Below are 26,454 nucleotides of genomic sequence, written 5' to 3' on the forward strand. Positions count from 1 at the left end.
GATGCCCGGCAGGGCAGAGGGGGGTGTTCCACGGCACTGCCTAACCGATCCGCTGGGCTTCGAGCGCCTTCACATAGGCCTCGCGCGCCTTGTTGACCTCGTCGCGCGCGCTGACTTCCGGAACCGCGACATCCCACCAGTGGCCGCCGTCCTTCGTGGTGATCAGCGGGTCCGTGTCGATGACGATCACCGAGGTGCGGTCGTTGCCCTTGCTTTGCTGGATGGCCGTCTCGAGGTCGGCGATGGAGGAGACCTTGACGGCGACCGCGCCCATGCTCTCGGCATGCGCCCGAAAGTCGATGTCCGGCATCGTCTCGATCATCGAGTCCTTCAGGAGGTTGTTGAAGTTCGCGCCGCCGGTCGCCATCTGCAGCCGGTTGATGCAGCCGTAGCCGCGGTTGTCGAGCACCACGATCGTCAGCTTCTGGCCGAGCATGATGGAGGTCGACAGCTCGGAGTTCATCATCATGTAGGAGCCGTCGCCGACCATGACGACGACATCGGCCTCCGGCCGCGCCAGCTTGACGCCGAGGCCGCCGGCGATCTCGTAGCCCATGCAGGAGAAGCCGTATTCCATATGGTAGCCGCCGGGCCTGTTGGCCCGCCACAGCTTGTGCAACTCGCCCGGCAGGCCGCCGGCGGCGCAGACGAGAACCGAATTGTCGCCGCCGATCGCGCGCTGCACCGCGCCGATGACCTGCGCATCGGAGGGCAGGGCGGCATTGGTGGCGGCGGTCGCCCGGCTGGCGGCGGCCATCCATTCGTCCTTGCGCGACTTTGCGGCCGCCTCCACCGCGGCCGGCGCCTTCCAGCCGCCGAGCGCCTCGGAAAGCAGCGTCAGGCCCTCGCGCGCATCGGCGACGAGCGGCTGGCTGTTGTGCTTGGCGGCATCGAAGGCGGCGGTGTTGAGGCCGATCATCGTCACGGCGTCGTTCTTGAAAAGCGCCCAGGAGCCGGTGGTGAAGTCCTGCATGCGGGTGCCGACGGCGAGGATGACGTCCGCCTCCTCGGCAAATGCATTGGCGGCCGAGGTGCCGGTGACGCCGATCGAGCCCATGCAGAGCGGATGGTCGTCCGGCAGCGCCGACTTGCCGGCCTGTGTGACGGCGACCGGAATGCCGTGCATGCCGGCAAAGGCCTTCAGCTCGGCGGTCGCCTGCGAATAGAGCACGCCGCCGCCGGCGATGATCAGCGGCTTTTCCGCCTTGCGCAGCGTGGCGATGGCGGCGGCAAGCTCGTCGCTGTCCGGACGCGGCCGGCGGTGCGTCCAGACCTTCTCCGCAAAGAGGCTCGCCGGATAGTCATAGGCTTCGGCCTGCACGTCCTGGCAGAGCGAGAGCGTCACCGGCCCGCAATCGACCGGATCGGTCAGCACCTGCATGGTGCGCTTCAGCGCGGGGATGATCTGCTCCGGCCGGGTGATGCGGTCGAAATAGCGCGAGACGCAGCGGAAGGCGTCGTTCACCGAGACGGTGCCGTCGCCGAAATTCTCGATCTGCTGGAGAACCGGATCGGGAATGCGGTTGGCGAAGACGTCGCCGGGCAGGAACAGCACGGGCAGGCGGTTGACATGGGCGACGCCCGCCGCGGTGATCATGTTCAGCGCGCCGGGGCCGATCGAGGTCGTGCAGGCCATGAAGCGCTGGCGGAAGCTCGCCTTGGCGAAGGCGACGGCCGCATGCGCCATGCCCTGCTCGTTGTGGGCGCGCAGCGTCGGCAGGTCCTCGCGCACCTGATAGAGCGCCTCGCCCATGCCGGCGACGTTGCCGTGGCCGAAAATGCCCCAGACGCCGGCGAAGATCGGCACCTTCCTGCCATCCACGACCGTCATCTGCGCCTTCAGGAAATGCGCGACGGCCTGCGCCATCGTCAGCCGGATCGTCTTTGCCATGGTCTTCCTCCCGAATTCTCTTCATTGCCGCAATCCCTGACGGGGCGAACCGCCACGCGTCTTGCGGGATTGCCCTGTCCCTTAAAGGCCGCGCGTCCGCAGCCAGGCGTCGGTCAGCGCGCGGAAGCGGCCGGCCATGTCCGCTATCGCCGCCTCGTCGTCGATCTTTCCGGCCATCCAGGCGCGGGCGGCGTCGACGAAGATCGTGCGGCCGACGGCAAAGCCCTTGACGGCCGGCGCCACCCTGGTCGCCTCGAAGGCCTTCACCAGCTCCTCGGTCGGCGCTTCGAGGCCGAGCAGCACGATGCCGCGGCAATAGGCGTCGTTCCTCGCGATGACGGCCTCGATGTTCTCCCACGCGCTGCTGGAGGCCTGCGGCTCCAGCTTCCACCAGTCCGGCTTGATGCCGAGATCGTAGAGCTCCTGCAGTGCGGTCGAGACCGTATCATCCTTGAGCGGCCCGTTCTTGCCCGCGATGATCTCGATCAACAGTTCGCGTCCGACGCGGCGTGCGGCCTCGAAAAGCGCGCGCAGCTTCTCCTGCTGCTCCGTCTTGAGCGCGGCCGGATCGTCGGGATGATAGAAGCACAGGCACTTGATGCAATGGTCGAGCGGCCATTCGACGAGCTGCGAGCCGATATCCTGGCTGAACTCGAAGCGCAGCGGCCTGGAGCCCGGCAGCTCGACCGGCCGGCCGAGCCAGGAGAAATTCTGCGTCGCGGCGTCGAAGAAGGCGTCGCGGCCGAAGCGCTCGTCGATCAGCATGCCGTAGCCGGGGCGGCCGTCCGCAACCCGCGCGGCGGCCTTGACGGTCAGGCGCTTGAATTCGGAAATCTTCTCGTGCGGCACCTTCAGCTCGTCGGCGACGTCGACGAGCTGCATGCGGTGGTCGCAGGCAAGCGCCATCAGCAGCGGGATGTCGTCCTGCTTGCGGTTGGTCGCCCAGTGGATGTGATTGATCGCCTCGTCCTTGCGCAGCGCCCGGTGCTTGCTGCCGTTCGCGAGGAAGAAGGCGAGTTCGTCCCAGCTCGGATATTCCGGCGAGCAGAGCAGGCGGGAGACGGCGAAGGCGCCGCAGGCGTTGGCCCAGGTGGCGGAGGTCCTGTGATCCTCGCCCTTCAGCCAGCCGCGCAGGAAGCCCGACATGAAGGCATCGCCCGCGCCGAGCACGTTGTAGACCTCGATGGGGAAACCCTGCCCGACGATGCCGTCCTCCAGGTCGTCGGAGATCGGGCCGTCATAGACGATGCAGCCCATGGCGCCGCGCTTCAGCACGATCGTCGCCGCCGAGACGGCGCGGATCGCCTTCAGCGAGGAGAGCACGTCGTCGGCGCCCGAGGCGATCATGATCTCCTCCTCGGTGCCGACGATGAGGTCGCAATCCGGCAGCACGGATTTCATGATGGCGGAGACGCGGTCGGATTTCACGTAGCGCTCGAACCCTTCCGCATGGCCGGCAAGACCCCAGAGGTTCGGGCGGTAGTCGATGTCGAAGATGACCTTGCCGCCGCTCTCCCTGGCGATGCGGATCGCCTTGCGCTGGGCGGCCTCGGTGTTGGGGCGGGAAAAATGCGTGCCGGAAACGAGCACGGCGCGGGAGGAGCGCACGAAGGCCTCGTCCACATCGCCCTCGTTAAGCGCCATGTCGGCGCAGTCGGTGCGCACGAAGATCATCGGCGAGACGCCTTCGGATTCGATGGCGAGCAGCACGAGCGCCGTCAGCCGTTCCCTGTCGGTCCTGATGCCCTCCACATTCACGCCTTCGCGGGCGCATTGCTCGCGGATGAAGCGGCCCATCTGCTCGTCGCCGACGCGGGTGATCAGCGCGGACCTGAGGCCGAGGCGGGCGGTGCCGATGGCGATGTTGGCCGGGCAGCCGCCGACGGATTTGGCGAAGGAAGCGGTGTCCTCCAGCCGCGTGCCGAGCTGCTGGCCGTAGAGATCGACGGACGAGCGGCCGATCGTGATGACGTCGAGCGTCTTGTCCTGGCTCTGGCCCTGGTCAGTGTGCGGCATGTCTTCCTCCCGGTCTCGCGGCGCCGTCATTCAAGGTGCGGCGGTCCGTGCGGAAAATGAAACATGAATTCCATTATTCTGTCAATTCGGAATATACATTCCGTTTTTATTCCACAGCATTTCACTTCGCGGCGCGCTTGAGGCTGCGTCGCTTTTCGGCGATGGCGACCGGCAGCGCCATGGCGAGCGCCATGGAGGCCGAGAGCGAGCGGAAGCCGGCATAGTCCGCCTCGGAAACCTCGAACCAGTGGGTGGCGGAGGCGGCCAGCGGCGAGAAGACCGAGTCGGTGATGGCGACGATCGGCACGCCGCGGGCGGCCAGTTCCTGCGCCTGCGTCAGGCTTTCGGCGGCATAGGGGGCGAAGCTGGCGGCGATCACCGCATCCTTGGCGGTGGCGAACTGCGTCATCTCGGCGTCGATGCCGTTCGGCGAGGCGATGATCTGGTGGCGGATGCCGAGCTTGCCGAGCGCATAGGCCATGTGCGCCGTCAGCGGATAGGAGCGGCGCTTGGCGACGAGATAGATCGTCTCGGCCCGCGCCAGAAGCTCGACGGACCTGGAGAAGGTCTCGCCGTCGATGGTGCTGGCAAGCCGCGCGACGGACTGGCTGGCGGCGGTGAGAAAGCCGGAAAGCAGCTCCGTGTCGCTGTTGGACGCCGGCCCGGCCTCCAGGGAGAGCAGGCGCTCCTCATAGGAGAGCGTGCGGTCGCGCAGCCGGGCGCGGAAAACGTTCTGCAGGTCGGAAAAACCTTCATAGCCGAGGTGGTGGGCAAGGCGCACCAGCGTCGAGGGCTGCACGTCGGCGGCCGTCGCGATGCTCGCCGCCGTGCCGAAGGCCATCTCGTCCGGATTGGAAAGCGCATAGGCCGCCACCTGCGCCAGGCGCTTCGGCATGCTCACCTTGCGCTCGATGATGACGCTGCGCAGGCTGTCGAAATCACGGGGCACGCGTGTAAGGGCCGCTTCGGTGCTGTTCATGGTTCTGTCCTCCCTCGTGCGGCCATTCTGCGACAAACGAAATAAATATTCCATATTCTCAGAAAAGATAGTTTTCGTTCCAAATCTTTCCCGCTATGCATGGTGCCGAAGACGCATATACGGCGAGGTATAGAGCAAATCCGGCGCGAATGCGTAGCGGTTTTGCGGCTGCATGCGCGTGGAAATGGAACCCCGGCAGATGGAGGAGGCGGCATGAAGGCCTTGGGAATAGGACTGATCGGTACCGGCTACATGGGCAAGTGCCATGCGCTTGCCTGGAACAATGTCAGCGCGGTCTTCGGCGACGTGGAGCGTCCGCGCCTCGTGCATCTGGCCGAGGCCAATGCGGAGCTTGCCGCCAGCCGCGCCCGCGAATTCGGCTTTGCCAGATCGACCGCCGACTGGCGCGATCTCCTCGCCGATCCCGAGGTCGACGTGATCTCGGTGACCACGCCGAACCAGTTCCACGCCGAGATGGCGATTGCCGCGCTGGAAGCGGGAAAACACGTCTGGTGCGAAAAGCCGATGGCGCCGGCGCTGGCCGATGCCGAGCGCATGCTCGCCGCCCAGCGCTCCTCCGGCAAGGTCGCGGTCATGGGCTACAACTATATCCAGAACCCGGTCATGCGGCACATCCGTTCCCTCATCGACGAGAGCGCGATCGGCACGGTCAACCATGTCCGCGTCGAGATGGACGAGGATTTCATGGCCGATCCGGAAGCGCCGTTCTACTGGAAGAGCGAGGCCGCTTCCGGTTACGGCGCGCTCGACGATTTCTCCGTTCACCCGCTTTCGCTGCTCTGGAGCCTGTTCGGCCATGTCGAGGCGGTGATCGCCTCGCTGGCAAAGCCCTATGCCGACCGCCCGCTGAAGGAGGGCGGCCGACGCGCCGTGGAGAACCACGACATCGCCAGCGTGCTGATGCGCCTTCCCGGCGGCATCTCCGGCGTGCTGATGGCCAACCGTTCCGCCTGGGGCCGCAAGGGCCGCATCGCGCTGCAGATCTACGGCTCGAAGGGCTCGATCCTCTTCGACCAGGAGCGCATGAACGAGTTCCAGCTCTATACGGTGGCGGGCCGCGCGAGCGAGCAGGGCTTTTCCACAATTCTGACGGCCCCGCATCACAAGCCCTATGACCGGTTCATTCCAGCCCCCGGCCACGGCCTCGGCTTTAACGATCTCAAGGTCATCGAATGCCGCGAGCTGATCGCCGCCATCGCCGGCATGGCCTCGCATTCCATCGATTTCAACCATGGCCTGCGCATCGAGAAATCGGTGCACGCCATGGCGCAATCTTTCCGCGAGGGCCGCTGGGTCGAGATCGCCGCCGCATGACGTTCTCGCCGGCCGGGTCAAAAAAATCCGGCCGGCCGCACATTGAAACGGCAGGGGCCATACGTAATACTCTCGGCAATAATGCCGGAGGGAAGGGCATGATCAAGCAAATGCAGAGACGCTGGGCGCCGGTCCTCTTCGTCTCGGTTGCCGTCGTCGTGTTCAATGCGGGCGCCGCAGAGGCGAAACGCGTTGCACTGCTGATAGGCAATCAGAAATACGAAGAGACCGCCCAGCTCAACAACCCTGCGAACGATGTCGAGCTGATGCGCGCCTCGTTCGAAAACGCAGGTTTCGATTCCGTCAAGACCGTCCACGATCTCGACCGCGCCGCCATGGTGAAGGCGCTGCGCGAGTTCGAGGACGATTCGATGGATGCCGAAATGGCGGTGGTCTACTATTCCGGCCACGCCATGGAGATGAACGGGGTCAACTACCTCATCCCCGTCGACGCGGCGCTGAGGAGCGACCGCGACGTCGAGGACGAGAGCGTCGCCATCGACCGCGTGCAGCGCTCGCTGGAAGGCGCCAAGAGGCTGAAGCTCTTCATCCTCGATGCCTGCCGCAACAACCCGTTCTCCGCCTCGATGACACGGTCGATCGGCACGCGCGCCGTCACGCGCGGCCTTGCCCGCGTCGAGCCGGAATCGGCCGACACGCTGATCGCCTTCGCCTCGAAGGCCGGCACCGTGGCGCTGGACGGCGAGGGCAGGAACAGCCCGTTCGCCTCCGCCCTGTCGAAATACCTGACGGAGCCCGGCCTCGACGTGCGCATCGCGCTCGGCAAGGTGCGCGACGAGGTGGTGGAAGTCACCAACCGCGAGCAGGAGCCCTTCGTCTACGGTTCGCTCGGCGGCGCGCAGATCTTCCTGAACATCAAGGAAGTGAACATCAACGTCAACAACAGCGGCAACACGCAGGAAATCTCGCCGAACGGCCAGTCGGAAGCGGCCGCCGACTGGCAGAACATCCGCGACCTCGCCGACGAGGACCTGATCAACGCCTTCATCGAGAAGCACGGCAAGGATCCGGTCTACAAGATGCTGGCGGAAAAGAAGCTCGCCAGCCTCAAGGAAGCCACCCAGAACGACGGGCAGGATGCAGCCGGCATCGCATGGGAGGCCCTGAAGGGCTCGACCGACGCGGCCGCGCTCCAGCGCTTCATCGAGCGCTATCCGGACAGCCAGCACCGCAGCGATGCCGAACAGCTCATCGCCGCGCTGGAGCCCAAGAAGGGCCTCAGCGTCGACGTCACCGGCAAGGAGACGCCGGCCTCGCGCGACTGCTTCCTGCTTGCCGGCGAGCCGCAGTCGCTGCCCGGCTTCATGGGCGTCAACTTCCTGAAGATCGATGCCAAGCGGGCGCTCACCGCCTGCGCGCAGGCCGTCAACGAGAACCCGTCCGACGGCATGCTCGTCAACCTGCTCGGCCGCGCGCACGACGCCGACCGCAACTATGTCGAAGCCCGCCGCAACTACGAGAAGGCGATCGAGCTCGGCAACATGTACGCCCTGACGAACCTTGCCTGGTTCTCCGTCTACGGCACGGATGGCCCGGTCGATGTCGCCAAGGGCCTGTCGATGTTCGAGAAGGCCTCGATCGCCGGCAACTCCTATGCCCAGGCCTCGCTCGGCTGGCTCTACCGCGAAGGCTACGGCGGCACGCGCCAGGACTACAACGAGGCGGTGAAGTGGTACCAGCAGTCGGCCAACCAGGGCTATGCCAACGCCATGGCGACCATGGGCTGGTTCTACCGCGAAGGCCTCGGCGTCTCGCAGGATTACGTCCAGTCGCTCAACTGGTATCGCAAGGCGGCCGATGCGGGCGATGCCAATGCCATGTCCTCGCTCGGCTGGGCCTACCAGAACGGCCTCGGCACGGCGCAGAACTACGCGGAGGCCAAGGTCTGGTACGAGAAGGCCGCCAATATCGGCGATTCCTACTCGATGGCCTCGCTCGCCTGGCTCTATGACGTCGGCAACGGCGTGAAGCAGGACTATGTCGAAGCCCGCTACTGGTACGAGAAGGCCGCCAATGCCGGCAGCGCCTATGCCATGGGCAACCTGTCGCGCCTCTACGACCAGGGTCTCGGCACGCCGGCCGACGCCAAGGAAGCCGTCCGCTGGGCGGCTGCCTCGGTCGAAAGCGGCGATGCCAACAAGCTGAAGGAGCTCAAGGACAATCCGGGCAACTTCACGGTCGCCTTCCGCAAGGAGATGCAGAACCTCCTGAAGGAACGCGGCTACTACAGCGGTTCGGCCGATGGCGAGTTCGGCGCGGCGACGCTCGCCGCCATCGACAAGCTCGCAACGGGCCGCAACGACAGCACCACCACCTCGCTGACGAACAGCAACACGACCACCACCGACAACAGCCAGTCGACGGTGACCCTCGGCGGTTCGGATGCCGACCAGTGCTATGAACTCGCCGGCGAACCGAACCTGCGCCCGGGCTTCCTCGGCAAGCTCTTCGCGCAGATCGACTACGGCCGCGCGATCCCGGTCTGCGAGGCGGCGCTCAACGCCAATCCGTCGGACAACTCGATCCGCAACATGCTGGGCCGCGCCCACGACGCGGCACGCAACTTCCCGAAGGCGCGCGAGCTGTACCAGAAGGCCGCCGACGAGGGGAACCTCTACGCGCTGACCAACCTTGCCTGGTACTCGATTTACGGCACGGATGGCCCGGTCGACATGGCCAAGGGCACCCGCATGTTCGAGCAGGCCTCGAATGCCGGCAATCCCTATGCCCAGGCCTCGCTCGGCTGGCTCTACCGCGAAGGCTACAACGGCACGCGCAAGGACTATGACGAGGCCATCAAGTGGTATCGCAAGGCCGCCGAGCAGGGCTATGCCAATGCGCAGGCCACGATGGGCTGGTTCTACCGCGAGGGCCTCGGCACGGCACGCGACTACAATGCCTCGCTCGACTGGTACCTGAAGGGTGCCGAGGGCGGCGACGTCAACGCCATGTCCTCCGTCGGCTATGCCTACCAGTCCGGCCTCGGCGTCGCGGTCGATTATGTCGAGGCGCGCAAGTGGTACGAGAAGGCCGCGGCCTTCAACGACTACTATTCGATGGCCTCGATCGGCTGGCTCTACGACGTCGGCAACGGCGTGAAGCAGGACTATGCCGAGGCCCGCAACTGGTACGAAAAGGCGGCGAACGGTGGCAACACCTATGCCATGGGCAATCTCTCCCGCCTCTACGACCAGGGCCTCGGCACGCGCGCCAACGCCAAGGAGGCCGCCCGCTGGGCCGCCGCCAGCGTCGAGGGCGGCGATCAGGGCAAGCTGCAGGAACTCAAGGGCTCGCCGGCGAACTTCACGCCGCAGTTCCGCAAGGAGTTCCAGCAGATCCTCAAGGATCGTGGCTACTATAGCGGCCCGATCGACGGCGACTTCGGCACCTCGACGCAGAACGCGATCGACCGCCTGGCCGCCCGAACCTGAGGCGTGTCCCGCCGAAGCGGCAACGCTTCGGCGGCGGACAGACAAGGTGCCAGCGCAATTCCGGTGGACCGGATTCAGAACCGCCAGCGACCAGAAAGGTCGCTGGCGGTTCTCGTTTTGTGGGGAAAAGTCCATGAAGGCCGAAACGGCGCGTCGGATTGCCCTGTCCCGGCGTGAAGGCCGGGTTGCCGCAGGGCGCCATGTCGTCGCCTGTCCGAAGATCTGATTCGGCGGGCCTGGCCGCGGCTGACCCTGCCCGAACGGCACGCCGCGCGCTTTTTCACAAGGATTACAACGAGAAATGCCGCACGCGTTGCTGGCGCGTGCGGCATGACAAGCTCGGAGGCGCCCCCTGGTGCCGGGGGCGGAGCTTAGAGCAGGAAGTCGCTCGAATAGTAGCGCGTGAGGCCGGCGTCAATCTCGAAATCGGCGCGGCCGTCGCCGTCCACGTCGCCGGAGATGATCGTGCCCGAGTAGCGCAGTTCCCCTGCGGTGCCGGAGAAGGCATCCTTGCCGATGAAGGTGAAGGCGTTGTTGCCGCCCCGGCCCGTATCGGCGTCGATGTCGCGCAGGTCGATGACGTCGCCCTGGCTCTCCGGCTTGAAGTCGTCGATCACGTCGCGCTGCGAGCCGACCTTGCTGTCGGAGGTGCGCACGAAGCGGAACGTATCGGCACCGGAGCCGCCGACAAGGAAGTCGTTGCCGCTGCCGCCGACCAGGAGGTCGTTGCCCGCGCCGCCGACGAGGTCGTCGTTGCCGGAGCCGCCGTAGAGCCGGTCGTTGCCGCCGCCGCCGTAAAGGTCGTCATTGCCGTTGTCGCCGTAGAGGACGTCCTTGCCGGAGCCGCCATAGAGCTTGTCGTTGCCGCCGAGCCCTTCCAGCTGGTCGTTGCCGTTGCCGCCGCGCAGCGTGTTGTTGCCGCCGGTGCCGATCAGCGTGTCGTTGGCGCGGGTGCCCGTGGCGTTCTCGATGCTGCTCAGCTTCTCGGTGCGCCCTTCGACGGCCTTCGCAAAGCCCTTGTCAAGGTCGACATAGATGCCGCGGCCCCTCTCGCTGGAGGAATCCTGCAGCGAGTAGTTGATCGTGTCGTTGCCGGAGCCGCCGTTGAACGAGTTGCGGTAGCCGACCGAATAGAAGGTGTCGTTGCCGCTGTCGCCCTTGTAGACGCTGGCGAGCGTCTTCACCTCGAACCGGTCATTGCCGTCGCCGCCGCGGACGATGTCGTATTCGCCGCTGGCCTTGGCCGAGCCGTCGTGCTTGTAGACGTCGTTGCCGGAGCCCAGGAAGATGTCGTTGCCGCCCTCGAAACTGTTGCGCACGAGATCGTTGCCGCTGCCGGCTTCGACATAGTTGAGGCCGCCCCGGCTGTCGGTCCGGTTCAGAACGATTTCGTCATCGCCGCCATAGGTGTAGATCTCGACCTCGGTGCGCGAGTTCTGGACGACGTAGTCGTCTCCGTTCGTGCCCTTGTATACATAGGCCATGTCCTCGTTCCTTTCTGCAACCATGTGCTGTTGTCCGACTTCTAGCGCCGGCAAGCTGAACCGCTGTTGAACAAAGTGGGGAGGCAGAAGGCATTTTCGAGGCCGGCCGGCAAAAATTCCGCAGGCGGAAGCGGGGAGGGCGCAGTCGCGGTTCCGGCCCGAAGGCGCGGCACCGTCATCAAAATGTGGGTGAAAACCAAAAAAGCCTTGCAATCGCAAGCGCTGCCGCATAGTGAGACCGCGAGCGGAGAGGTGGCCGAGTGGTCGAAGGCGCTCCCCTGCTAAGGGAGTATACCGGAAACGGTATCGAGGGTTCGAATCCCTTCTTCTCCGCCAGTTCCTTGTGCTTCGGCAAGGCTCCCAGACACGTCCGGAAAATCGTCAGCCTGCCTTGCGGCGTGCCGCGCGTTCCAGAATGGGCACGCAGATGTCCAGGTCGCTGGAGGCGAGATGCGCGTAGCGCATGGTCATCTGCAGGGTCTGGTGGCCCAGCCAGGTCTGGACGCGTCTGATATCGATGCCGCCCTGGACAAGCCGTGAAGCGCAGGTGTGGCGCAGGATATGCGGCACGACGTCGGGATCCGTGCCCAGTCCCACCGTCTGCTTCGCCTCGTTCCAGGCCGCGCGGAATTTTGGCTGGGCGATGCCCGCGAAGGGGCCGCGTTTTCGCCTGTCCGACGCGTGGATGGCGGCGGCCGCGCGTTCGGTAAGCGGCACGGAACGGCTTTTCCCGCTCTTGGTCAGCCAGAAGGTGACGCGCTCGCCCTGGATGTCCTGCCATCGAAGGCCGATGCCTTCGCCAAGACGTGCGCCGGTATCGACGAGGAAGATGCAGAGGCGACCGTAAAGATCGGATATTTCAAGGATCCTTGCAAAAAGCCGCGCCTCCTCGTCGGGATCGAGAAAGCGGATACGGCCAGCCTTTTCCCGCTGGCGCTTGAATTCCGGGAGGCTCTCGATGTCGCCCATCCGGTATGCCTTGCGCAGCAGCTTGCTGAGCGCGGCCATCTTCCGGTTGATCGTGGCATTGCTGTTGCCGCGCTTGCGCAACGCCGCGATCAGGCTGTCCACCATCTCGTCGGTGAAATCCGTAAAGGTTGTGCCGAGAAGGATTTCGTCGAGCTCCCCGACGAAGGACAGGACATTATATTTGTGAGATCCCGGCTCCCAAAGCACGTCGCTATAGCGATCAAGCAGCCAGCGCAATGTAACACGCTTTGATATTTTTGGCTGAATTAATGAAGAAAAATTATAGTTCAGGTTGTAGTTGCCAAAATTTGGGGCAACTTTTTGCATTTGGGGACCCCGCGGCGCATGCATCGCGCAGTGGTTGCACAAAATGATTGCTGGATTCCTGCCAAAACATCCCCTAAATTAGCAGAAAGCAAAAACCCGGCTTGCAGCCGGGTTTTCTGTTTTCGGTCGCTATTCTATCAGAACGAGCGCTGCAGGCGGACGAAGCCGGACCAGTCGTCCATGCCGCTCTTCTTGCCGTCGAAGCGCGGGCCATCGACGTCGGTGTACTGCAGGCTGACCTTGGCGGTCAGGTCGGTCACGATCGTGTAGTCGAGCGTGACGCCGGCGCGCCATGCATCGCGGTCGCCGACATAGTCGCCGCTCAGATCGTAGTCGATCGTGCCCCAGTACTGGAAGCCGGGGGTGATGGCCAGCTTGTCGGTCAGGTTTGCCTTGTACGAGGCAGCGACCGACCATTCGGAAGCGTCCCAGTAACGGTTTGCGCCCGACGACCAGACGGCTGCGCCCTGCAGGGTGCCCGGGCCGACGTCAACGGAGACGAGGCCGCGGATGTTGCCGTTTTCGGCGTCGAAGTCGTAGGAGCCGAGCAGGTCAGCGCTGACGGCGCCGAACGAGCCGGTTACAACGCCCGAGATGCCGAGGTTGTCGGAGAACTCCGACCAGGTGTTGGTTGCGAAGGTCTCGAGCGAAGCCGTGGCGGAGAAGGCGCCGCCTTCGTACTTGTACGAGATGGCGTTCAGCAGCGTGTTGCCGCCGATGACGTTCAGGAAGCCGCCGTCGAGAGCGTCGGTTTCGCCGTTGATGCCCTTATCCCACTCCGTGTAGAAGTAGCCGGCCTTGAAGCCGCCGAGCTGGATCCATGCGCCGTCCAGGAAGGTGTCGGCACCAGAGTCGCTCTGGAGGTCGATGTGGCCGGTCAGCGTGCCGAGCTCGGTGTCGCTCTTGGCGTCGATGGAGAGATAACCACGGGTATTGGTCTTGTAAGCAGCGTCATTCGTCAGCCAGGCGCCGGTGGAGCCGCTGCGGCCATGCTCGGCGAAGTCAACCTGGAAACGGACGTAGCCGCTGATCTGCAGGCAGGTTTCGGTGCCCGGAATGTAGAAGTAACCCGTGCCGAATGCGTCGCAAACGCGAACGTATTCCATCGGCTCCGGCTCGGCGGCAACGATAGCGTCGGCGGCCTGAGCGCCGGAGACTGCTGCGAGAGCAGCAGCGGAGCCGATGAGAAGGCTCTTGATGTTCATTTTCTGACCTCCAGTCAGAAAAAGCAGCATCGCGCGCCGCCGGCCCCTGGCGTGCCGGGGGCAGGCCTCTTTTCTGCGTGCTGAAATGCGTCCTGCTCGACATTATATATATGACGGGCCGGCGACATCCCGTCGCCGGCGTGAACGAAGGCCGTTTCGTTCGCCGCGCGCGCCCTGTCCATATCCTCGTAAAGTCCGCCGCCTGATTCTCCCGAACCACCCCCGAAACGGGCCGTGCCGATTCCCGTTTCCGGTCCTGCCGGGGCGTTGACGATGGGGAGCGACAGCGGGAAAAATGCCCGTCCGCCACGTTAAAGCGCAGGCTTCGCCCTCTTTTTGCCCGGTCTATGGCGGGAGGATTCGGAAAAACCGCCCGGCTAAGTGCCCGCTTCATAAGGCCTTTTGTTAAGGATCCATAAACTTTTAGCGATCTGCCCCGCCATTTTGTGTCCTTTCCGCAACAGCGCGGGGCGAAGGCTGACACAAACCCTGCCTCCTTTCAGTTTGGAGATTGCTTACGGAGGCGCGTCTTGTATTTTCACCTTCGGAAGCAGGGGCGGTTGATCGTCCGCTTCCTGAACTTGGGGATGGGGCAGGGAACGCTGTCCTTCAGCAAAAAACCCAGACCCGTTTGAAACTTTTTGACTGGAGGTCAGAAAATGAACATCAAGAGCCTTCTCATCGGCTCCGCTGCTGCTCTCGCAGCAGTCTCCGGCGCTCAGGCCGCCGACGCTATCGTTGCCGCCGAGCCGGAGCCGATGGAATACGTTCGCGTTTGCGACGCATTCGGCACGGGTTACTTCTACATTCCGGGCACCGAAACCTGCCTGCAGATCAGCGGCTACGTCCGTTTCCAGGTTGACTTCGCTGAAAACGCTGTCGGCAACGACGCTGGCTACCGCGTTGGTACGCGTGGTTACATCTCGCTCGACGCCAAGAGCGACACCGAGCTCGGCACGCTGACCGGCCACATCGACCTTCAGGCTGACTCCCACCAGGACACCTTCCTGGACGGCGCATGGATCCAGCTCGGCGGCTTCAAGGCCGGCTACTTCTACACGGAGTGGGATAAGGGCATCAACGGCGAAACCGACGCTCTCGACGGCGGCTTCCTGAACGTCATCGGCGGCAACACGCTGCTGAACGCCATCTCGTACAAGTACGAAGGCGGCGCCTTCTCCGCTACGGTCGCTCTCGAATCGTTCGCCAACAAGGCTTGGTCGCGCTTCGAAGACAACCTCGGCATCTCGGGCGTTGTCACCGGCTCGTTCGGCGCCGTCAGCGCTGACCTGCTCGGCTCCTACGACTTCGACGCCGAAAACGGCAACATCCGCGGCCTCATCTCCGCTGACGTCGGCCCGGGCACCCTGCAGGGCGCAGCCGTCTGGTCGTCGGGCGCAAACCGTTACTGGGACGCTTCCGAATGGTCGGTCGCTGCCTCGTACAAGGCTAACCTGACCGACAAGCTGGCCATCACCCCCGGCTTCCAGTACTGGGGCACGATCGACTACGATCTGAGCGGCGACTATGTCGGCGACCGCGACGCATGGCGCGCCGGCGTCACGCTCGACTACACGATCGTGACCGACCTGACCGCCAAGGTCAGCCTGCAGTACACCGACGTCGACGGCCCGCGCGGCGGTGCCAAGGGCGGCCAGGACGACTGGTCCGGCTTCGTCCGCCTGCAGCGTTCGTTCTAATCTGATCTGACCTCTGTCAGTGATGGGAGACCCGGCTTTCGAGCCGGGTCTTTTCGTTTTGGAGCGCCCCTCGGACCGCGCATTGCGGGAGGCGCGGGCGGAACACGGGGGTATGGCGCGGGGTTCAGCCGTCCAGGCCGGCGAGGAACGCCTCGACCGACGGGAAGACGTCGGCATGGTGCAGGAGCGGGGCATGCCCCTGTCCCGGCGCGGTCACCGTGCGGACGGTGGCGGCATGGGCCGCCATGCGGGCGAGCGTCTGCCGGGAAAACAGCCGGGACTGTTCGCCGCGCACCACGAGCAGCGGCTTTTGCGCCAGCAGCTCGAATTGCGGCCAGAGCGTCGGAAGCGGCTTTGAAAAGTCGATGGCCTGCAGCTGGTCCGTCAGCCCGGGATCGAAGTCGGCGACGATCCGGCCGTCCCGCTCGGCATAGATCGCTTCGGCCATGTCGTGCCAGTCGGCGTCCGAAAGGGCAGGGAAGGTGGCGCCGTGCAGCGCCCTCAGCCCCTCGGCCGCCGCCGCGAAACTGGCGGGAAAGGTCGCGCGGGAAAGATAGTCGCGAATCTCCTCGAGGCCGTCCGCCTCGATTTCCGGTCCGATATCGTTGAGGATCGCGCCCGCAATGCAGTCGGGCCGCACGGCCGCCATGACATGCAGGATCAGCCCGCCGCGCGAGGTCCCCGCAAAAAGCGCGCGGGTGAGGCCGAAGGCGGACAGGGCGGTGAGGACGTCCCGGCATTCCACCGCGACAGTGTAGTTGGCCGCATTGCCGTCATGGGCCGAAAGCCCGCGCCCGCGGTAATCGAGCGCGATGACGCGGCGCGGGGCGGCGGGATCCTGCGCGAGGCGCAAGGCGAGCGGGTGGAAGTCGCGCCCGTTGCGGCTGAGGCCGGGCAGGCAGACGAGCGGCAGCCGGCCGTCGGCCGCGGCTGGTGCGTAATCGCGGGCATGCAGCATCAGTCCGTCTTCGGCTGGGAAGAAGCGGCTTTCGAATCCGTCCATGTCTGTGCATCCGCCTGACTGTTGGGGAAGGACGTTCGGGCCGGGACACTCCGAACGGGTAGGGACGGCCAGCCTAGAGCAATTCCGGCAAAAGTGCGAAGCGGTTTTGCGTTCGCATATATTGTGAAAGGCCGGGCGCGCGATCCGGGGGAAGCGGAAACGCTCCGGCGGGGAGCAGGGCCGCCTCAGCGGCCGACGCTGAGATCGTGCACGATATCGGCCTTCTGGCCAAGACGGGTCTTGTAGACCTGGTAGTTCTCCATCACGCGCTGCACGTAGCTGCGGGTTTCGGAGAAGGGGATGCGCTCGATCCAGTCGACGACCTCGTCGATCGGCTTGCCGCGCGGGTCGCCATAGCGGGCGATCCACTGCGGCACGCGGCGGGGACCCGCATTGTAGGCAATGAAGGTCAGCACATAGGAGCCGCCGAAATCGCTGATCTGCTCGCCGAGATAGTGGGCGCCGAGAGTGGCGTTGTAGGCGGCGTCCGTCGTCAGCCGCTCCTTGGAATAGGCAAGGCCATAGCGTTTCGCCACGCCCTGCGCCGTGCCAGGCATGAGCTGCAGCAGGCCCTGCGCATTGGCGGGAGAGACGGCAGCCGGGTTGAAGGCGCTTTCCTGCCGGGCGATGGCATAGGCGAGCGCCTTGCCGGAACCGGCAATGTCGGCATCGTCGGGAATGACGCCGATCGGGAAGGCCAGCGCCGCCACATCGATGCCGCGCCCGAAGGCGATCTTGCCGATCTGCAGCGAGAGCTGGTGGTTGCCACCCTTCTCGGCCTGCGCGGCGAGAAGCGCGAGCTCGCCAGGGCTCATCAGCTCGCCGGCGAGCGCCCGGTAGAGGCTGTCGCCGCGCCAGCCGTGCCCGGCCGCCTGCAGGCGGGCGATCGCCTGCACGGCCTCGCGCTGGTTGAAGCGGGCGCGTTCCTCCTCGGTCGGCTTCGGATAGGCGACGTTCAACGCCGTGCGGCCGAGCCGCGCGGCGGCGAGCTGGCCGTAGAAGGTGCCGGAGAAGTTCGCCGCCTTGGCGAAATAGTCCTTTGCCTCCTTCGGATTGCCCTTTTCCGCCGTCCGTCCCAGCCAGTACCAGGCGCGGGAGACGGAGAGCGGCCGGTCGGAGGCCTGCAGGATGCGCCGGAAATGGCCGGCCGCGGTCTTCGGGTCGTCGAGATCGCGCAGCGCATACCAGCCGGCATGGAACTCCGCCTCGACGATATCCGTCGGGTCGTCCGCGCCGTGGCGGGCCGCGACGCGATAGGCATCGCGAAAGTCGCCGAGATCGGCAAGGCCGCGGCTGACGATGCGCTGCTCGTTCCACCAGGCGCCGGGATTGACCAGCCGCGCCGGATCCTCCGGCATGGCGGAGAAGAGCTTTCCGGCTGCGCGGTATTCCTCGTTGTTGCGCAGATGGCGGATGCGCAGGAACGTATAGGCGGGGTCCTTCTGCCAGCTCGCATCGACGGCCTTGATCAGGGTGCCGGCCGTCTTGTTCTTGCGAATGACCGCCGCCCAGGCGCGATAGAGCGACTGCGCCTTGCCGAGATCGCCGAACCGCTGCGCCTGGTCGACGCGGTCGCGATAGAGCAGCATCTCCATGCGCATCTTGTGGTCGGCGACGGTCAAGAGCGCGCCGAATTCGCCGAGGATCCTGCTTTCGAGTTCCTTGGAAAGCGTTTCCTTCTGCCAGAAGGACCGCAGGACCTCGCCGGCGCGCACCGCATTGCCGGTCGCGACGAGCGCGCGGCAGAGCGCGACCGCGCCTTCCGCCGTTTCCGGGCGGGTCGTGCCGAAGGCGGCGAGCACATCGGCCGCCGGCGGATTTTCACGGGAAAGCGCCCGCTCGGAATTGGCACGCAGCGCCTTCAGGCCCGGCCAGCCCTTCAGCTCCTTCTGGGCGGCGGCGATCTCCCAGGACGGAACGCCCCGCTGGCCGGAGACGGCGATCGCCCAGGTCAGGATATGCCGGTCGAGGCTGTCGGGCGGCAGGCGGTTGCGCGCTGCAATGGCAAGGGCCGCATCGCGATTGGAAAGCGCGTCGAGCCCCTCGCGCAGCTCCGCGCTCGCCGGCTGCAGGCTGTCCGTGCGCGGAATGGCACTGGTGATGATGTCCTTCGACGGCATGTCCGCGGCAAAGCCGAGCGGCTTTATCACCGGCACCGTGGTGTTTTCCGCCTCGACCGGCGAAGAGCGCAGCGCAAGGCCGGCCGCACCGGCAAGCAGCAAGGCACAAAGGATGAAACTGTTTCTCGAGATCATGCTACATCCCGGATGCCTGACCGGCGGCGCGTCCAGAACGTCATTTTCCGCCGGAACCTTGACAATCAATTAACCCTTTGTTGCCTTAACGAAGCCTTAACCGCAGCCCTCACTAAGCCGTGAAAGGGCCTGCTTTCCAAGCGACGGATCAGGGGAAGCGAATATTCGCGCATCCGCCGCCCTTCCGCCTTGATCATGCATGAAAAACGCCCGTCGCGCCGCTTGCCGCAGGACTGTCACATGATTATTGTGCGGGCGTTTTTAACCACGGAATACGGCCAAAGCATGTAAGCCCAAGGGCGGCTCTGGCCTCAGGAGTTCTCGATGTTCAAGGGATCCATTCCCGCTCTCGTCACCCCGTTCACCGATGCCGGCGCCGTCGATGAAGACGCCTTCGCCGCGCATGTCGAATGGCAGATCGGCGAAGGCAGCCACGGCCTCGTCCCGGTCGGCACCACCGGCGAATCGCCGACGCTGTCGCATGACGAGCACAAACGGGTGGTGGAACTCTGCATCAAGGTCTCGGCTGGCCGCGTGCCGGTGATCGCCGGTGCGGGCTCGAACAACACGAAGGAAGCGATCGACCTCGCCCAGCACGCCGAAAAGGCGGGCGCGGACGCCATCCTCGTCGTCACGCCCTATTACAACAAGCCGACGCAGAAGGGGCTCTTCACGCATTTCGCGGCGATCGCCGAAAGCGTGAAGCTGCCGATCGTCATCTATAACATTCCCGGCCGCTCGGTGGTCGACATGTCGCCCGAGACGATGGGTGCCCTCGCCAAGGCGTATGCCTCGATCGTCGGCGTCAAGGACGCGACCGGCAAGATCGAGCGCGTTTCCGAACAGCGCATCGCCTGCGGCAAGGATTTCGTCCAGCTTTCCGGCGAGGATGCCACCGCGCTCGGCTTCAACGCCCATGGCGGCGTGGGCTGCATTTCGGTGACGGCGAATGTCGCGCCGCGGCTCTGTGCGGAACTCCAGGTGGCGACGCTCGCCGGCGATTACGCCAGCGCGCTGGAATACCAGGACAAGCTGATGCCGCTGCACAAGGCGATCTTCCTCGAGCCGGGCCTGTGTGGCGCGAAATACGCGCTGAACCGCACGCGCGGCATGAACCGCACCGTCCGCTCGCCGCTGCTCTCCACGCTGGAGCCGGCCACGGAGGCAGCCATCGACGCGGCGCTGCGCCACGCCGGCCTGCTGAACTGACATGGCGACGAAAGCGCGTCCGACGACGGTCAAGAAGATTGTGGCGGAGAACCGCAAGGCCCGCTTCAACTACGAGATCATCGATACCTACGAAGCCGGTCTCGTCCTGACCGGCACGGAGGTCAAGTCGCTGCGCGAAGGCAAGGCGAACATCGCGGAATCCTATGCTTCGGACGAGGGCGGCGAGATCTGGCTGATCAATTCCTACCTGCCGGAATATCTCCAGGCCAACCGCTTCAACCACGAGACCCGCCGGCGGCGCAAGCTTCTGCTGTCCCGGCGGGAAATCCATCGCCTGCGCAACGCGATCAATCGCGAGGGCATGACGCTGGTGCCGCTCAAGATCTACTTCAACGATGTCGGCCGGGCAAAGCTCGAACTCGCGCTCGCCAAGGGCAAGAAGCTGCACGACAAGCGCGAGACCGAGAAGGAGCGCGACTGGAATCGCCAGAAGGGCCGCCTGCTGCGCGAGCGCGGCTGAGGCGCCCTTCCTCGCTTCTCTTCCTTAGAACTGGCTGTAAAGCTGCGCGATGACCGACTGGCGCGCAAGCTGCTCGCTGCCGGCATCCGCCGGCACGTCCGGCGAGGCGGCCGGGTTGACGCTCGGGGTGCGGGCCGTCAGGAAGCTCGACATCAGGCTGTTGAGGTCGTTGCTCTCGATGGCGAGGCGCGCGGTCGGGTTGCGGCTGTTGTTGGCGACCTGCTCGTCCGCTGCCGCCTGGGAGGGCGGCACGGCGTAGGCGGGCAGGGCGGAGATGCCCGGCAGCCCGTTCGGCGCATAGAGGAAGCTGAGGTCGCCGATCTCCCCGGCGATGTCGGACGGGGTCGAAACCTGGGTGACCGGCTGCGGCGCGGCAAGCGCGGCGAGGGCGGAGACCGCGGGGCGGGTTTCCGCCGCCATGGCCGGCGCGCGCATGTCGAGCGCGCTCGATGCTCCCCGGTAGCTGTTTGCCGAAAGCGATACTGCGTCCACCATTGTCCCGATGTCCCAATGCGAAATGGCTGTCCGATATCGGGAATAGCAGGGGAGTCTTGAAGAAGCTTGAGACCCCGCAAGGGAATTTAATTCAATGTTTAAGGAAAGCTTGAAAAGGCCGGTTTCCGGCGCTTTTCCCGCATCGGAGCATGCACGAAGTTGGGGAGGGGAGCCTCGCCCCGCCCACTGCCGTCAGTCATCCTCGGTCCGATCCGCTTGCCTCAGTCGCTGACGGTCTCCACCGGTTCGGTGGCGCGCTGCGGGCGTTCGGAAGGGTCGCGGCCGATCTCGGCCTTCAGCGAGCCGAGATCGATGAAGTAGTCGGCCTGGCGGCGCAGGTCGTCGGCGATCATCGGCGGCTGCGTCTGCATGGTCGAGACGACGGACACCTTGCGGCCCCGGCGCTGCAGCGCCTCGACGAGCGTGGTGAAATCGCCGTCGCCGGAGAAGATGACGAGGTGGTCGACGGTCTCGGACTGCTCCATCGCGTCGATGGCCAGCTCGATGTCCATGTTGCCCTTGATCTTGCGGCGGCCGAGCGAATCGGTGAATTCCTTGGCCGGCTTGGTGACGACCTTGTAGCCGTTATAGTCGAGCCAGTCGATCAGCGGGCGGATCGAAGAATATTCCTGGTCCTCGATGAGGGCGGTATAGTAATAGGCGCGCAGAAGATAGCCGCGCTTCTGGAAGGCCTTCAGGAGCTTTCTGTAATCGATGTCGAACCCGAGTGTCCTGGAAGCCGCATAGAGATTTGCACCGTCGATGAAGAGGGCGATTTTCTCGCGGGGGTCGAACATACTGCGAAATCCTTTTAAATAGAAGTTGATGTAAACGGTCGTGTTTTGGCCAAGTGCCGAGGTGGCCGGATGCACTATCCGGTTGAATTAACTGTTTTTCATATAATCTTCATTTAGGGCAGAGGGCCGGGCTTTCCAAGCAAATCTAGGTTGCGAAGGCGATTTTTCCGGCCGGTATCGTTTCAGCAAATTCAAGGGCTTCGGAATTGGGGAATAGTTCCCGCACTTTACCTCATTTGTCCGATCTTTCAGCTTTTTACTTCCCGTAACGTGAGGCACCAATCAGAAGTTATATGGGCTGCCTTACGACACGCGCGCCGGCGGCAAGGGGAAGGAAAAACTTGAATTTGCCTTCCATTGCCTGTATCGGGCATGCAAACTCCTGAAATTCATGACCGCAAAGGACAGGCAATGGCCCGTGTCACCGTTGAAGATTGCATTGACAAGGTAGACAACCGCTTCGAGCTGGTTCTTCTTGCAAGCCATCGCGCCCGCCTCATCTCGCAGGGCGCCGCCATCACCATCGACCGCGACAACGACAAGAACCCCGTCGTCGCACTGCGCGAGATCGCCGACGAGACGCTTTCGCCCGACGACCTCAAGGAAGACCTGATCCACTCGCTGCAGAAGCATGTGGAAGTGGACGAGCCCGAGCCCGACCCGGCAAGCCTGGTCGCCGATGCCGCGTCCGGCGTCGTCGCGATCGAAGAGGACGAGGACCAGCCGGAGACCATCGCCTTCGACCGCATGTCGGAAGAAGAGCTGCTGGCCGGCATCGAAGGCCTCGTGCCGCCGGAAAAGAGCGACGATTACTGATGCCGGGGCAGGCAGTAGGCAGTAGGCAGTAGGCATTTCGGCCCACAAGACGGCCGACATGCCAATCCCTATTGGCTATTGCCTAATTCCTATTGCCTATTTTTATATTGCGGATGCCGGTGCGCCCCTCTTAAGGTCGGGGCGCACTTTTTTTTGCCCCCGCGCGGCGGGGAGGGAGCCGACCGAGGATGATGCGTCAATATGAACTCGTCGAACGGGTTCAGAAATACAAGCCGGATGCCAACGAGGCCCTGCTGAACAAGGCCTATGTCTATGCCATGCAGAAGCACGGGCAGCAGAAGCGGGCGAGCGGCGATCCCTACATTTCGCATCCCCTCGAAGTCGCGGCCATTCTCACCGAGATGCGTCTGGACGAATCGACCATCGCCGTCGCCCTGCTGCACGACACGATCGAGGACACGAGCGCGACGCGCGCCGAGATCGACGAACTGTTCGGCGAGGACATCGGCGCCCTGGTCGAAGGCCTCACCAAGATCAAGAAGCTCGACCTCGTCTCCAAGAAGGCCAAGCAGGCGGAAAACCTGCGCAAGCTCCTGCTCGCCATTTCCGACGACGTGCGCGTGCTCCTGGTCAAGCTCGCCGACCGCCTGCACAACATGCGCACGCTCGATCACATGTCGCCGGAAAAGCGCGCCCGCATCTCCGAGGAGACGATGGACATCTATGCGCCGCTCGCCGGCCGCATGGGCATGCAGGACATGCGCGAGGAGCTGGAAAACCTCTCCTTCCGCCACATCAACCCGGAAGCCTTCGACACCGTCACCCGCAAGCTGGAGGACCTTTCCCGCCGCAACGAGGGCCTGATCCGCAAGATCGAGGACGAGCTGCGCGAACTGCTCGTGGTGAACGGCCTGCCGGACGCCCTCGTCAAGGGCCGGCAGAAGACGCCCTATTCGGTCTTCCGCAAGATGCAGTCGAAGTCGCTCTCCTTCGAGCAGCTTTCCGACGTCTATGCCTTCCGCATCCTCGTCGACGACATTCCCGCCTGTTACGCCGCGCTCGGCATCGTGCACACGCGCTGGCGCGTCGTGCCCGGCCGCTTCAAGGACTACATTTCGACGCCGAAGCAGAACGACTACCAGTCGATCCACACGACCATCGTCGGCCCGTCGCGCCAGCGCATCGAGCTGCAGATCCGCACCAAGCGCATGCACGAGATCGCCGAATACGGTATCGCCGCGCACTCGCTCTACAAGGACAAGGAAGTGGTGAACGGCGACGAGCGCACGCGCTCGCCCCGCTCCAACGCCTATGCCCTGCTGCGCCGGACGATCGAATCGCTCGCCGAAGGCGACAACCCGGAGGAATTCCTCGAGCACACCAAGCTCGAGCTCTTCCAGGACCAGGTGTTCACCTTCACCCCGAAGGGCCAGCTTATCACCCTGCCGCGCGGGGCGACGCCGATCGATTTCGCCTATGCGGTCCACACCAATATCGGCGATACCTGTGTCGGCGCCAAGATCAACGGCCGCATCATGCCGCTCGTCACCCGCCTCAGCAATGGCGACGAGGTGGAGATCATCCGCTCGGGCATCCAGGTGCCGCCGCCGGCCTGGGAGGAGATCGTCGTCACCGGCAAGGCGCGCGCCGCCATCCGCCGGGCCACCCGCGCCGCCGTGCGCAAGCAATATTCCGGCCTCGGCTACCGTATCCTGGAGCGCACCTTCGACCGTGCCGGCAAATCCTTCTCGCGCGACGGCCTGAAACCCGTGCTGCACCGTCTCGGCCAGAAGGATGTGGAAGACGCCATCGCCGCCGTCGGCCGCGGCGAGCTCTCTTCGCTCGACGTGCTGCGCGCCGTCTTCCCGGATTACCAGGACGAGCGCGTGACGGTGAAGCCGAGCTCGGACGACGGCTGGTTCAACATGCGCAGCGCCGCCGGCATGGTGTTCAAGCTGCCGGGCAAGGCGAAGACGACGCTGGAAGGGGGAGCGACCGAAACCGGCCCCGAGGCGCTGCCGATCCGCGGCCTCTCCGGCAATGCCGAGGTGCATTTCTCCGCCGGCGGCGCCGTGCCGGGCGATCGCATCGTCGGCATCATGGAGAAGGACAAGGGCATCACCATCTATCCGATCCAGTCGCCGGCCCTGCAGAAGTTCGACGACGAGCCCGAGCGCTGGATCGACGTGCGCTGGGACCTCGACGAGGCCAACAACACCCGCTTCATGGCGCGCATCATGATCAATGCGCTGAACGAGCCGGGCACGCTCGCGGAAGTCACCCAGACGATCGCCACCAGCGACGTCAATATCCGCTCCATGTCGATGGCGCGGGTGGCGGCGGATTTCACCGAGGTGCATATCGATCTGGAGGTCTGGGACCTGCGCCAGCTCAACCAGCTGATGGGCCAGCTCAAGGAACTTCAGTGCGTCTCGACGATCAGCCGCGTCTTTACCTGACGGTTCCTATGCAAAAATGTGGCATCCTGCCTTGAATAGGGCAGGTTTGCCCAAGATTTGACCAGTCATTATGCGCCTTTTGCATGGCTGTATTGGCATAGTGTCGCTGGTGCCTTTGGGGTGAAGATCCTATCTTCTGCGTCGGGAGGTCAAACCGAAAGAGGTTTACCAATGTTGAAGCAGATCAAGAATTTCACCCGCGCCCTGCGCATCCCGACCGCCGAAGACCGCGAACTGGCCTACCTCAACGGCGCCATCGACCGGATCGACCTGGAATACCGCCAGCGTCAGATCGACCGCGGCCTCTTCCGCAAGTCCTACTGAAGACAAGCCGGTACGTGTGGCGCATTCCGTGCGCCACGGCGACCGCCGCGTGGCGCCATACGGGCGCCATTGAAATGCCACTAACGGATCGGCTATGTCTGGGCCATGTTGTTCCGACGCCGAAAGAAGGCCGGCTGGCTTGACCGATTGCGCGAATTCTTCTGGCCGCGCAAGGGGTTCACGCGTCCCGCGCGCTACCTCGCCAAGCGGATCCTCCGCCTGTCCGCCTCGCCGCATGCCGTGGCTGCCGGTGTCGCCGCCGGCACTTTTTCCGCCTTCACGCCGCTCCTCGGCTTCCATGTGATCCTGGCGCTGGCGCTCGCCTATCTGATGGCCGGCAACCTGCTTGCCGCCGCGCTCGCCACCACCATCGCCAATCCGCTGACCATTCCGCTCATCGCGCTTGCGACCTTTCGCGTCGGAGAGGCGCTTCTCTGCATGAAGTCCGCCGAAATGGTGACGGCCGCCGAACTCTTTCACCGGCTGGAGCACCTGGAACTGTCCGAACTGTGGCAGCCGGTACTGAAGCCCATGCTGGCCGGCGCCGGCCTTCTCGGCATCGCGGCCGCCGCGCTCGCCTATGGCGTCACGCGCCTTGCCGTGCGCTCCTTCAAAGCCCGCCGCCATGCGCGCCTTCTCGAGCGCGCCGGCCTCGCGACGACCCATCCCGCCCTTTCCCGTGGAGACAAATCCCTATGATCATCGGCATCGGCAGCGACCTCATCGACATCCGCCGGGTGGAGAAGTCGCTGGAACGGTTCGGCGAGCGCTTCACCCAGCGCTGCTTCACCGAGATCGAGCGGGCGAAGTCCGACGGGCGCAGGAACCGCGCCGCCTCCTATGCCAAGCGCTTCGCCGCCAAGGAGGCCTGCTCCAAGGCGCTCGGCACGGGGCTGGCGCAAGGGGTGTTCTGGAGGGACATGGGCGTCGTCAACCTGCCGGGCGGCAAGCCGACCATGAAGCTCACCGGCGGCGCGCTGGAGCGGCTGGGGCGGCTTCTTCCCGAGGGCCACGAGGCGCGCATCCACATCACCATCACGGACGATTTTCCCCTGGCTCAAGCTTTCGTGATCATCGAGGCGCTGCCGGCCGGAACGCCGGGATAAGGGGCGCGGTTTGCTGACGAACCTCGCCCTACTCACCCACGTCATCCTCGGGCTTGACCCGAGGAACCGCGCGGCACCCGCGGCTGCGAATGACCGCGTCAAGCTTGACCATGACGGAGGAGGGGTTGGCGGCTTTTGCCGGCAGCGGGAGCTCGCACAACAGGCGCCAGCGTCTTTTTGACCGACACGA

Annotated in this window: 20 protein-coding genes and 1 tRNA gene; 11 read left to right on the forward strand and 10 right to left on the reverse strand. The window is 64.6% G+C overall.

The genetic code is table 11. The annotated features are described in order from the left end of the window. Window positions 1-40 precede the first annotated feature (40 nt). The 3 genes from iolD to AABQ55_RS10100 all read right to left on the reverse strand — a co-directional run bounded on the left by iolD (window position 41) and on the right by AABQ55_RS10100 (window position 4,886). Window positions 41-1,891: a 3D-(3,5/4)-trihydroxycyclohexane-1,2-dione acylhydrolase (decyclizing) gene (iolD, locus tag AABQ55_RS10090; RefSeq protein WP_272804920.1), complete on the reverse strand. Its 1,851-nt coding sequence runs from the start codon at window positions 1,889-1,891 to the stop codon at window positions 41-43. Between the two features lie 81 nt (window positions 1,892-1,972). Beyond that, window positions 1,973-3,907, reverse strand: a complete 1,935-nt coding sequence (locus tag AABQ55_RS10095) for a bifunctional 5-dehydro-2-deoxygluconokinase/5-dehydro-2-deoxyphosphogluconate aldolase (RefSeq protein WP_272804921.1) — start codon at window positions 3,905-3,907, stop codon at window positions 1,973-1,975. A gap of 121 nt (window positions 3,908-4,028) precedes the next feature. Next, window positions 4,029-4,886, reverse strand: a complete 858-nt coding sequence (locus tag AABQ55_RS10100) for a MurR/RpiR family transcriptional regulator (RefSeq protein WP_244770017.1) — start codon at window positions 4,884-4,886, stop codon at window positions 4,029-4,031. 213 nt (window positions 4,887-5,099) lie between these two features. On the opposite strand from AABQ55_RS10100, the gene AABQ55_RS10105 reads away from it, so the two are divergent. After that, on the forward strand, window positions 5,100-6,221 hold the full coding sequence (locus AABQ55_RS10105; protein ID WP_272804922.1) for a Gfo/Idh/MocA family protein: 1,122 nt from the start codon (window positions 5,100-5,102) through the stop codon (window positions 6,219-6,221). Window positions 6,222-6,319: 98 nt separating this feature from the next. Then, window positions 6,320-9,673 (forward strand): caspase family protein, encoded by a 3,354-nt coding sequence (locus tag AABQ55_RS10110; RefSeq protein WP_244770019.1) that lies wholly within the window; start codon window positions 6,320-6,322, stop codon window positions 9,671-9,673. Window positions 9,674-10,044: 371 nt separating this feature from the next. Here the strand turns inward: AABQ55_RS10110 and AABQ55_RS10115 are convergent, their stop codons facing one another. Then, window positions 10,045-11,157, reverse strand: coding sequence for a calcium-binding protein (locus AABQ55_RS10115; RefSeq protein ID WP_272804923.1), 1,113 nt, complete (start codon window positions 11,155-11,157; stop codon window positions 10,045-10,047). Window positions 11,158-11,403: 246 nt separating this feature from the next. Here AABQ55_RS10115 and AABQ55_RS10120 point away from each other — a divergent pair. Further along, a tRNA-Ser gene (locus tag AABQ55_RS10120) sits at window positions 11,404-11,493 on the forward strand. A gap of 45 nt (window positions 11,494-11,538) precedes the next feature. Here AABQ55_RS10120 and AABQ55_RS10125 read toward each other — a convergent pair. Together AABQ55_RS10125 and AABQ55_RS10130 are read right to left on the reverse strand one after the other, a co-directional pair. Next, window positions 11,539-12,477 carry a tyrosine-type recombinase/integrase gene (locus AABQ55_RS10125; protein ID WP_272804924.1) on the reverse strand — a complete coding sequence of 313 codons (939 nt, stop codon included), beginning with the start codon at window positions 12,475-12,477 and terminating at the stop codon, window positions 11,539-11,541. 113 nt (window positions 12,478-12,590) lie between these two features. Beyond that, window positions 12,591-13,658, reverse strand: a complete 1,068-nt coding sequence (locus AABQ55_RS10130) for a porin (protein ID WP_272804925.1) — start codon at window positions 13,656-13,658, stop codon at window positions 12,591-12,593. A gap of 659 nt (window positions 13,659-14,317) precedes the next feature. On the opposite strand from AABQ55_RS10130, the gene AABQ55_RS10135 reads away from it, so the two are divergent. Then, complete coding sequence (locus tag AABQ55_RS10135) at window positions 14,318-15,358, forward strand: porin (RefSeq protein WP_244770060.1); 1,041 nt, start codon at window positions 14,318-14,320, stop codon at window positions 15,356-15,358. A 124-nt stretch (window positions 15,359-15,482) separates the two neighbouring features. Here AABQ55_RS10135 and AABQ55_RS10140 read toward each other — a convergent pair whose 3' ends face one another. Then, window positions 15,483-16,361, reverse strand: a complete 879-nt coding sequence (locus AABQ55_RS10140) for an alpha/beta fold hydrolase (RefSeq protein WP_272804926.1) — start codon at window positions 16,359-16,361, stop codon at window positions 15,483-15,485. A gap of 185 nt (window positions 16,362-16,546) precedes the next feature. After that, a complete protein-coding gene (locus AABQ55_RS10145) occupies window positions 16,547-18,613 on the reverse strand; it encodes a transglycosylase SLT domain-containing protein (RefSeq protein WP_443021148.1) in 2,067 nt (688 codons plus the stop codon). A gap of 327 nt (window positions 18,614-18,940) precedes the next feature. On the opposite strand from AABQ55_RS10145, the gene dapA reads away from it, so the two are divergent. Together dapA and smpB are read left to right on the forward strand one after the other, a co-directional pair. Continuing rightward, window positions 18,941-19,825, forward strand: a complete 885-nt coding sequence (gene dapA, locus AABQ55_RS10150; RefSeq protein ID WP_272804928.1) for a 4-hydroxy-tetrahydrodipicolinate synthase — start codon at window positions 18,941-18,943, stop codon at window positions 19,823-19,825. A 1-nt stretch (window position 19,826) separates the two neighbouring features. Further along, on the forward strand, window positions 19,827-20,306 hold the full coding sequence (gene smpB, locus AABQ55_RS10155) for an SsrA-binding protein SmpB (RefSeq protein ID WP_244770064.1): 480 nt from the start codon (window positions 19,827-19,829) through the stop codon (window positions 20,304-20,306). Between the two features lie 24 nt (window positions 20,307-20,330). On the opposite strand, the gene AABQ55_RS10160 is transcribed toward smpB, so the two are convergent. Beyond that, complete coding sequence (locus tag AABQ55_RS10160; protein WP_272804929.1) at window positions 20,331-20,801, reverse strand: hypothetical protein; 471 nt, start codon at window positions 20,799-20,801, stop codon at window positions 20,331-20,333. Between the two features lie 221 nt (window positions 20,802-21,022). Continuing rightward, window positions 21,023-21,598, reverse strand: a complete 576-nt coding sequence (locus tag AABQ55_RS10165; RefSeq protein ID WP_244770066.1) for a LabA-like NYN domain-containing protein — start codon at window positions 21,596-21,598, stop codon at window positions 21,023-21,025. Between the two features lie 411 nt (window positions 21,599-22,009). On the opposite strand from AABQ55_RS10165, the gene rpoZ reads away from it, so the two are divergent. The 5 genes from rpoZ to acpS all read left to right on the forward strand — a co-directional run bounded on the left by rpoZ (window position 22,010) and on the right by acpS (window position 26,264). After that, window positions 22,010-22,414 carry a DNA-directed RNA polymerase subunit omega gene (gene rpoZ, locus AABQ55_RS10170; RefSeq protein WP_244770067.1) on the forward strand — a complete coding sequence of 135 codons (405 nt, stop codon included), beginning with the start codon at window positions 22,010-22,012 and terminating at the stop codon, window positions 22,412-22,414. Window positions 22,415-22,602: 188 nt separating this feature from the next. Next, complete coding sequence (locus AABQ55_RS10175) at window positions 22,603-24,834, forward strand: RelA/SpoT family protein (RefSeq protein WP_272804930.1); 2,232 nt, start codon at window positions 22,603-22,605, stop codon at window positions 24,832-24,834. A 171-nt stretch (window positions 24,835-25,005) separates the two neighbouring features. Beyond that, window positions 25,006-25,158, forward strand: coding sequence for a DUF3563 family protein (locus AABQ55_RS10180; protein ID WP_244770069.1), 153 nt, complete (start codon window positions 25,006-25,008; stop codon window positions 25,156-25,158). 105 nt (window positions 25,159-25,263) lie between these two features. Next, window positions 25,264-25,857: a DUF2062 domain-containing protein gene (locus AABQ55_RS10185; RefSeq protein ID WP_272804931.1), complete on the forward strand. Its 594-nt coding sequence runs from the start codon at window positions 25,264-25,266 to the stop codon at window positions 25,855-25,857. After that, entirely contained in the window at window positions 25,854-26,264 is a 411-nt protein-coding gene (gene acpS / locus AABQ55_RS10190) for a holo-ACP synthase (protein ID WP_272804932.1), read from the forward strand. Before AABQ55_RS10185 ends, acpS begins: the two co-directional genes overlap by 4 nt. Window positions 26,265-26,454: the final 190 nt, after the last annotated feature.

Origin of the sequence: Shinella sp. WSD5-1 (genome assembly GCF_963942435.1) — a bacterium.
GTDB lineage: Bacteria > Pseudomonadota > Alphaproteobacteria > Rhizobiales > Rhizobiaceae > Shinella > Shinella yambaruensis.

Coding starts and splice junctions, on each gene's coding strand:
- AABQ55_RS10135 (WP_244770060.1), top strand. CDS start 14,318: ATGAACATCAAGAGCCTTCTCATCGGCTCCGCTGCTGCTCTCGCAGCA.
- dapA (WP_272804928.1), top strand. CDS start 18,941: ATGTTCAAGGGATCCATTCCCGCTCTCGTCACCCCGTTCACCGATGCC.
- AABQ55_RS10105 (WP_272804922.1), top strand. CDS start 5,100: ATGAAGGCCTTGGGAATAGGACTGATCGGTACCGGCTACATGGGCAAG.
- AABQ55_RS10125 (WP_272804924.1), bottom strand. CDS start 12,477: ATGCATGCGCCGCGGGGTCCCCAAATGCAAAAAGTTGCCCCAAATTTT.
- AABQ55_RS10185 (WP_272804931.1), top strand. CDS start 25,264: ATGTTGTTCCGACGCCGAAAGAAGGCCGGCTGGCTTGACCGATTGCGC.
- AABQ55_RS10110 (WP_244770019.1), top strand. CDS start 6,320: ATGATCAAGCAAATGCAGAGACGCTGGGCGCCGGTCCTCTTCGTCTCG.
- AABQ55_RS10100 (WP_244770017.1), bottom strand. CDS start 4,886: ATGAACAGCACCGAAGCGGCCCTTACACGCGTGCCCCGTGATTTCGAC.
- AABQ55_RS10180 (WP_244770069.1), top strand. CDS start 25,006: ATGTTGAAGCAGATCAAGAATTTCACCCGCGCCCTGCGCATCCCGACC.
- AABQ55_RS10175 (WP_272804930.1), top strand. CDS start 22,603: ATGATGCGTCAATATGAACTCGTCGAACGGGTTCAGAAATACAAGCCG.
- AABQ55_RS10095 (WP_272804921.1), bottom strand. CDS start 3,907: ATGCCGCACACTGACCAGGGCCAGAGCCAGGACAAGACGCTCGACGTC.
- rpoZ (WP_244770067.1), top strand. CDS start 22,010: ATGGCCCGTGTCACCGTTGAAGATTGCATTGACAAGGTAGACAACCGC.
- AABQ55_RS10140 (WP_272804926.1), bottom strand. CDS start 16,361: ATGGACGGATTCGAAAGCCGCTTCTTCCCAGCCGAAGACGGACTGATG.
- AABQ55_RS10165 (WP_244770066.1), bottom strand. CDS start 21,598: ATGTTCGACCCCCGCGAGAAAATCGCCCTCTTCATCGACGGTGCAAAT.
- AABQ55_RS10130 (WP_272804925.1), bottom strand. CDS start 13,658: ATGAACATCAAGAGCCTTCTCATCGGCTCCGCTGCTGCTCTCGCAGCA.
- smpB (WP_244770064.1), top strand. CDS start 19,827: ATGGCGACGAAAGCGCGTCCGACGACGGTCAAGAAGATTGTGGCGGAG.
- acpS (WP_272804932.1), top strand. CDS start 25,854: ATGATCATCGGCATCGGCAGCGACCTCATCGACATCCGCCGGGTGGAG.
- AABQ55_RS10115 (WP_272804923.1), bottom strand. CDS start 11,157: ATGGCCTATGTATACAAGGGCACGAACGGAGACGACTACGTCGTCCAG.
- iolD (WP_272804920.1), bottom strand. CDS start 1,891: ATGGCAAAGACGATCCGGCTGACGATGGCGCAGGCCGTCGCGCATTTC.
- AABQ55_RS10160 (WP_272804929.1), bottom strand. CDS start 20,801: ATGGTGGACGCAGTATCGCTTTCGGCAAACAGCTACCGGGGAGCATCG.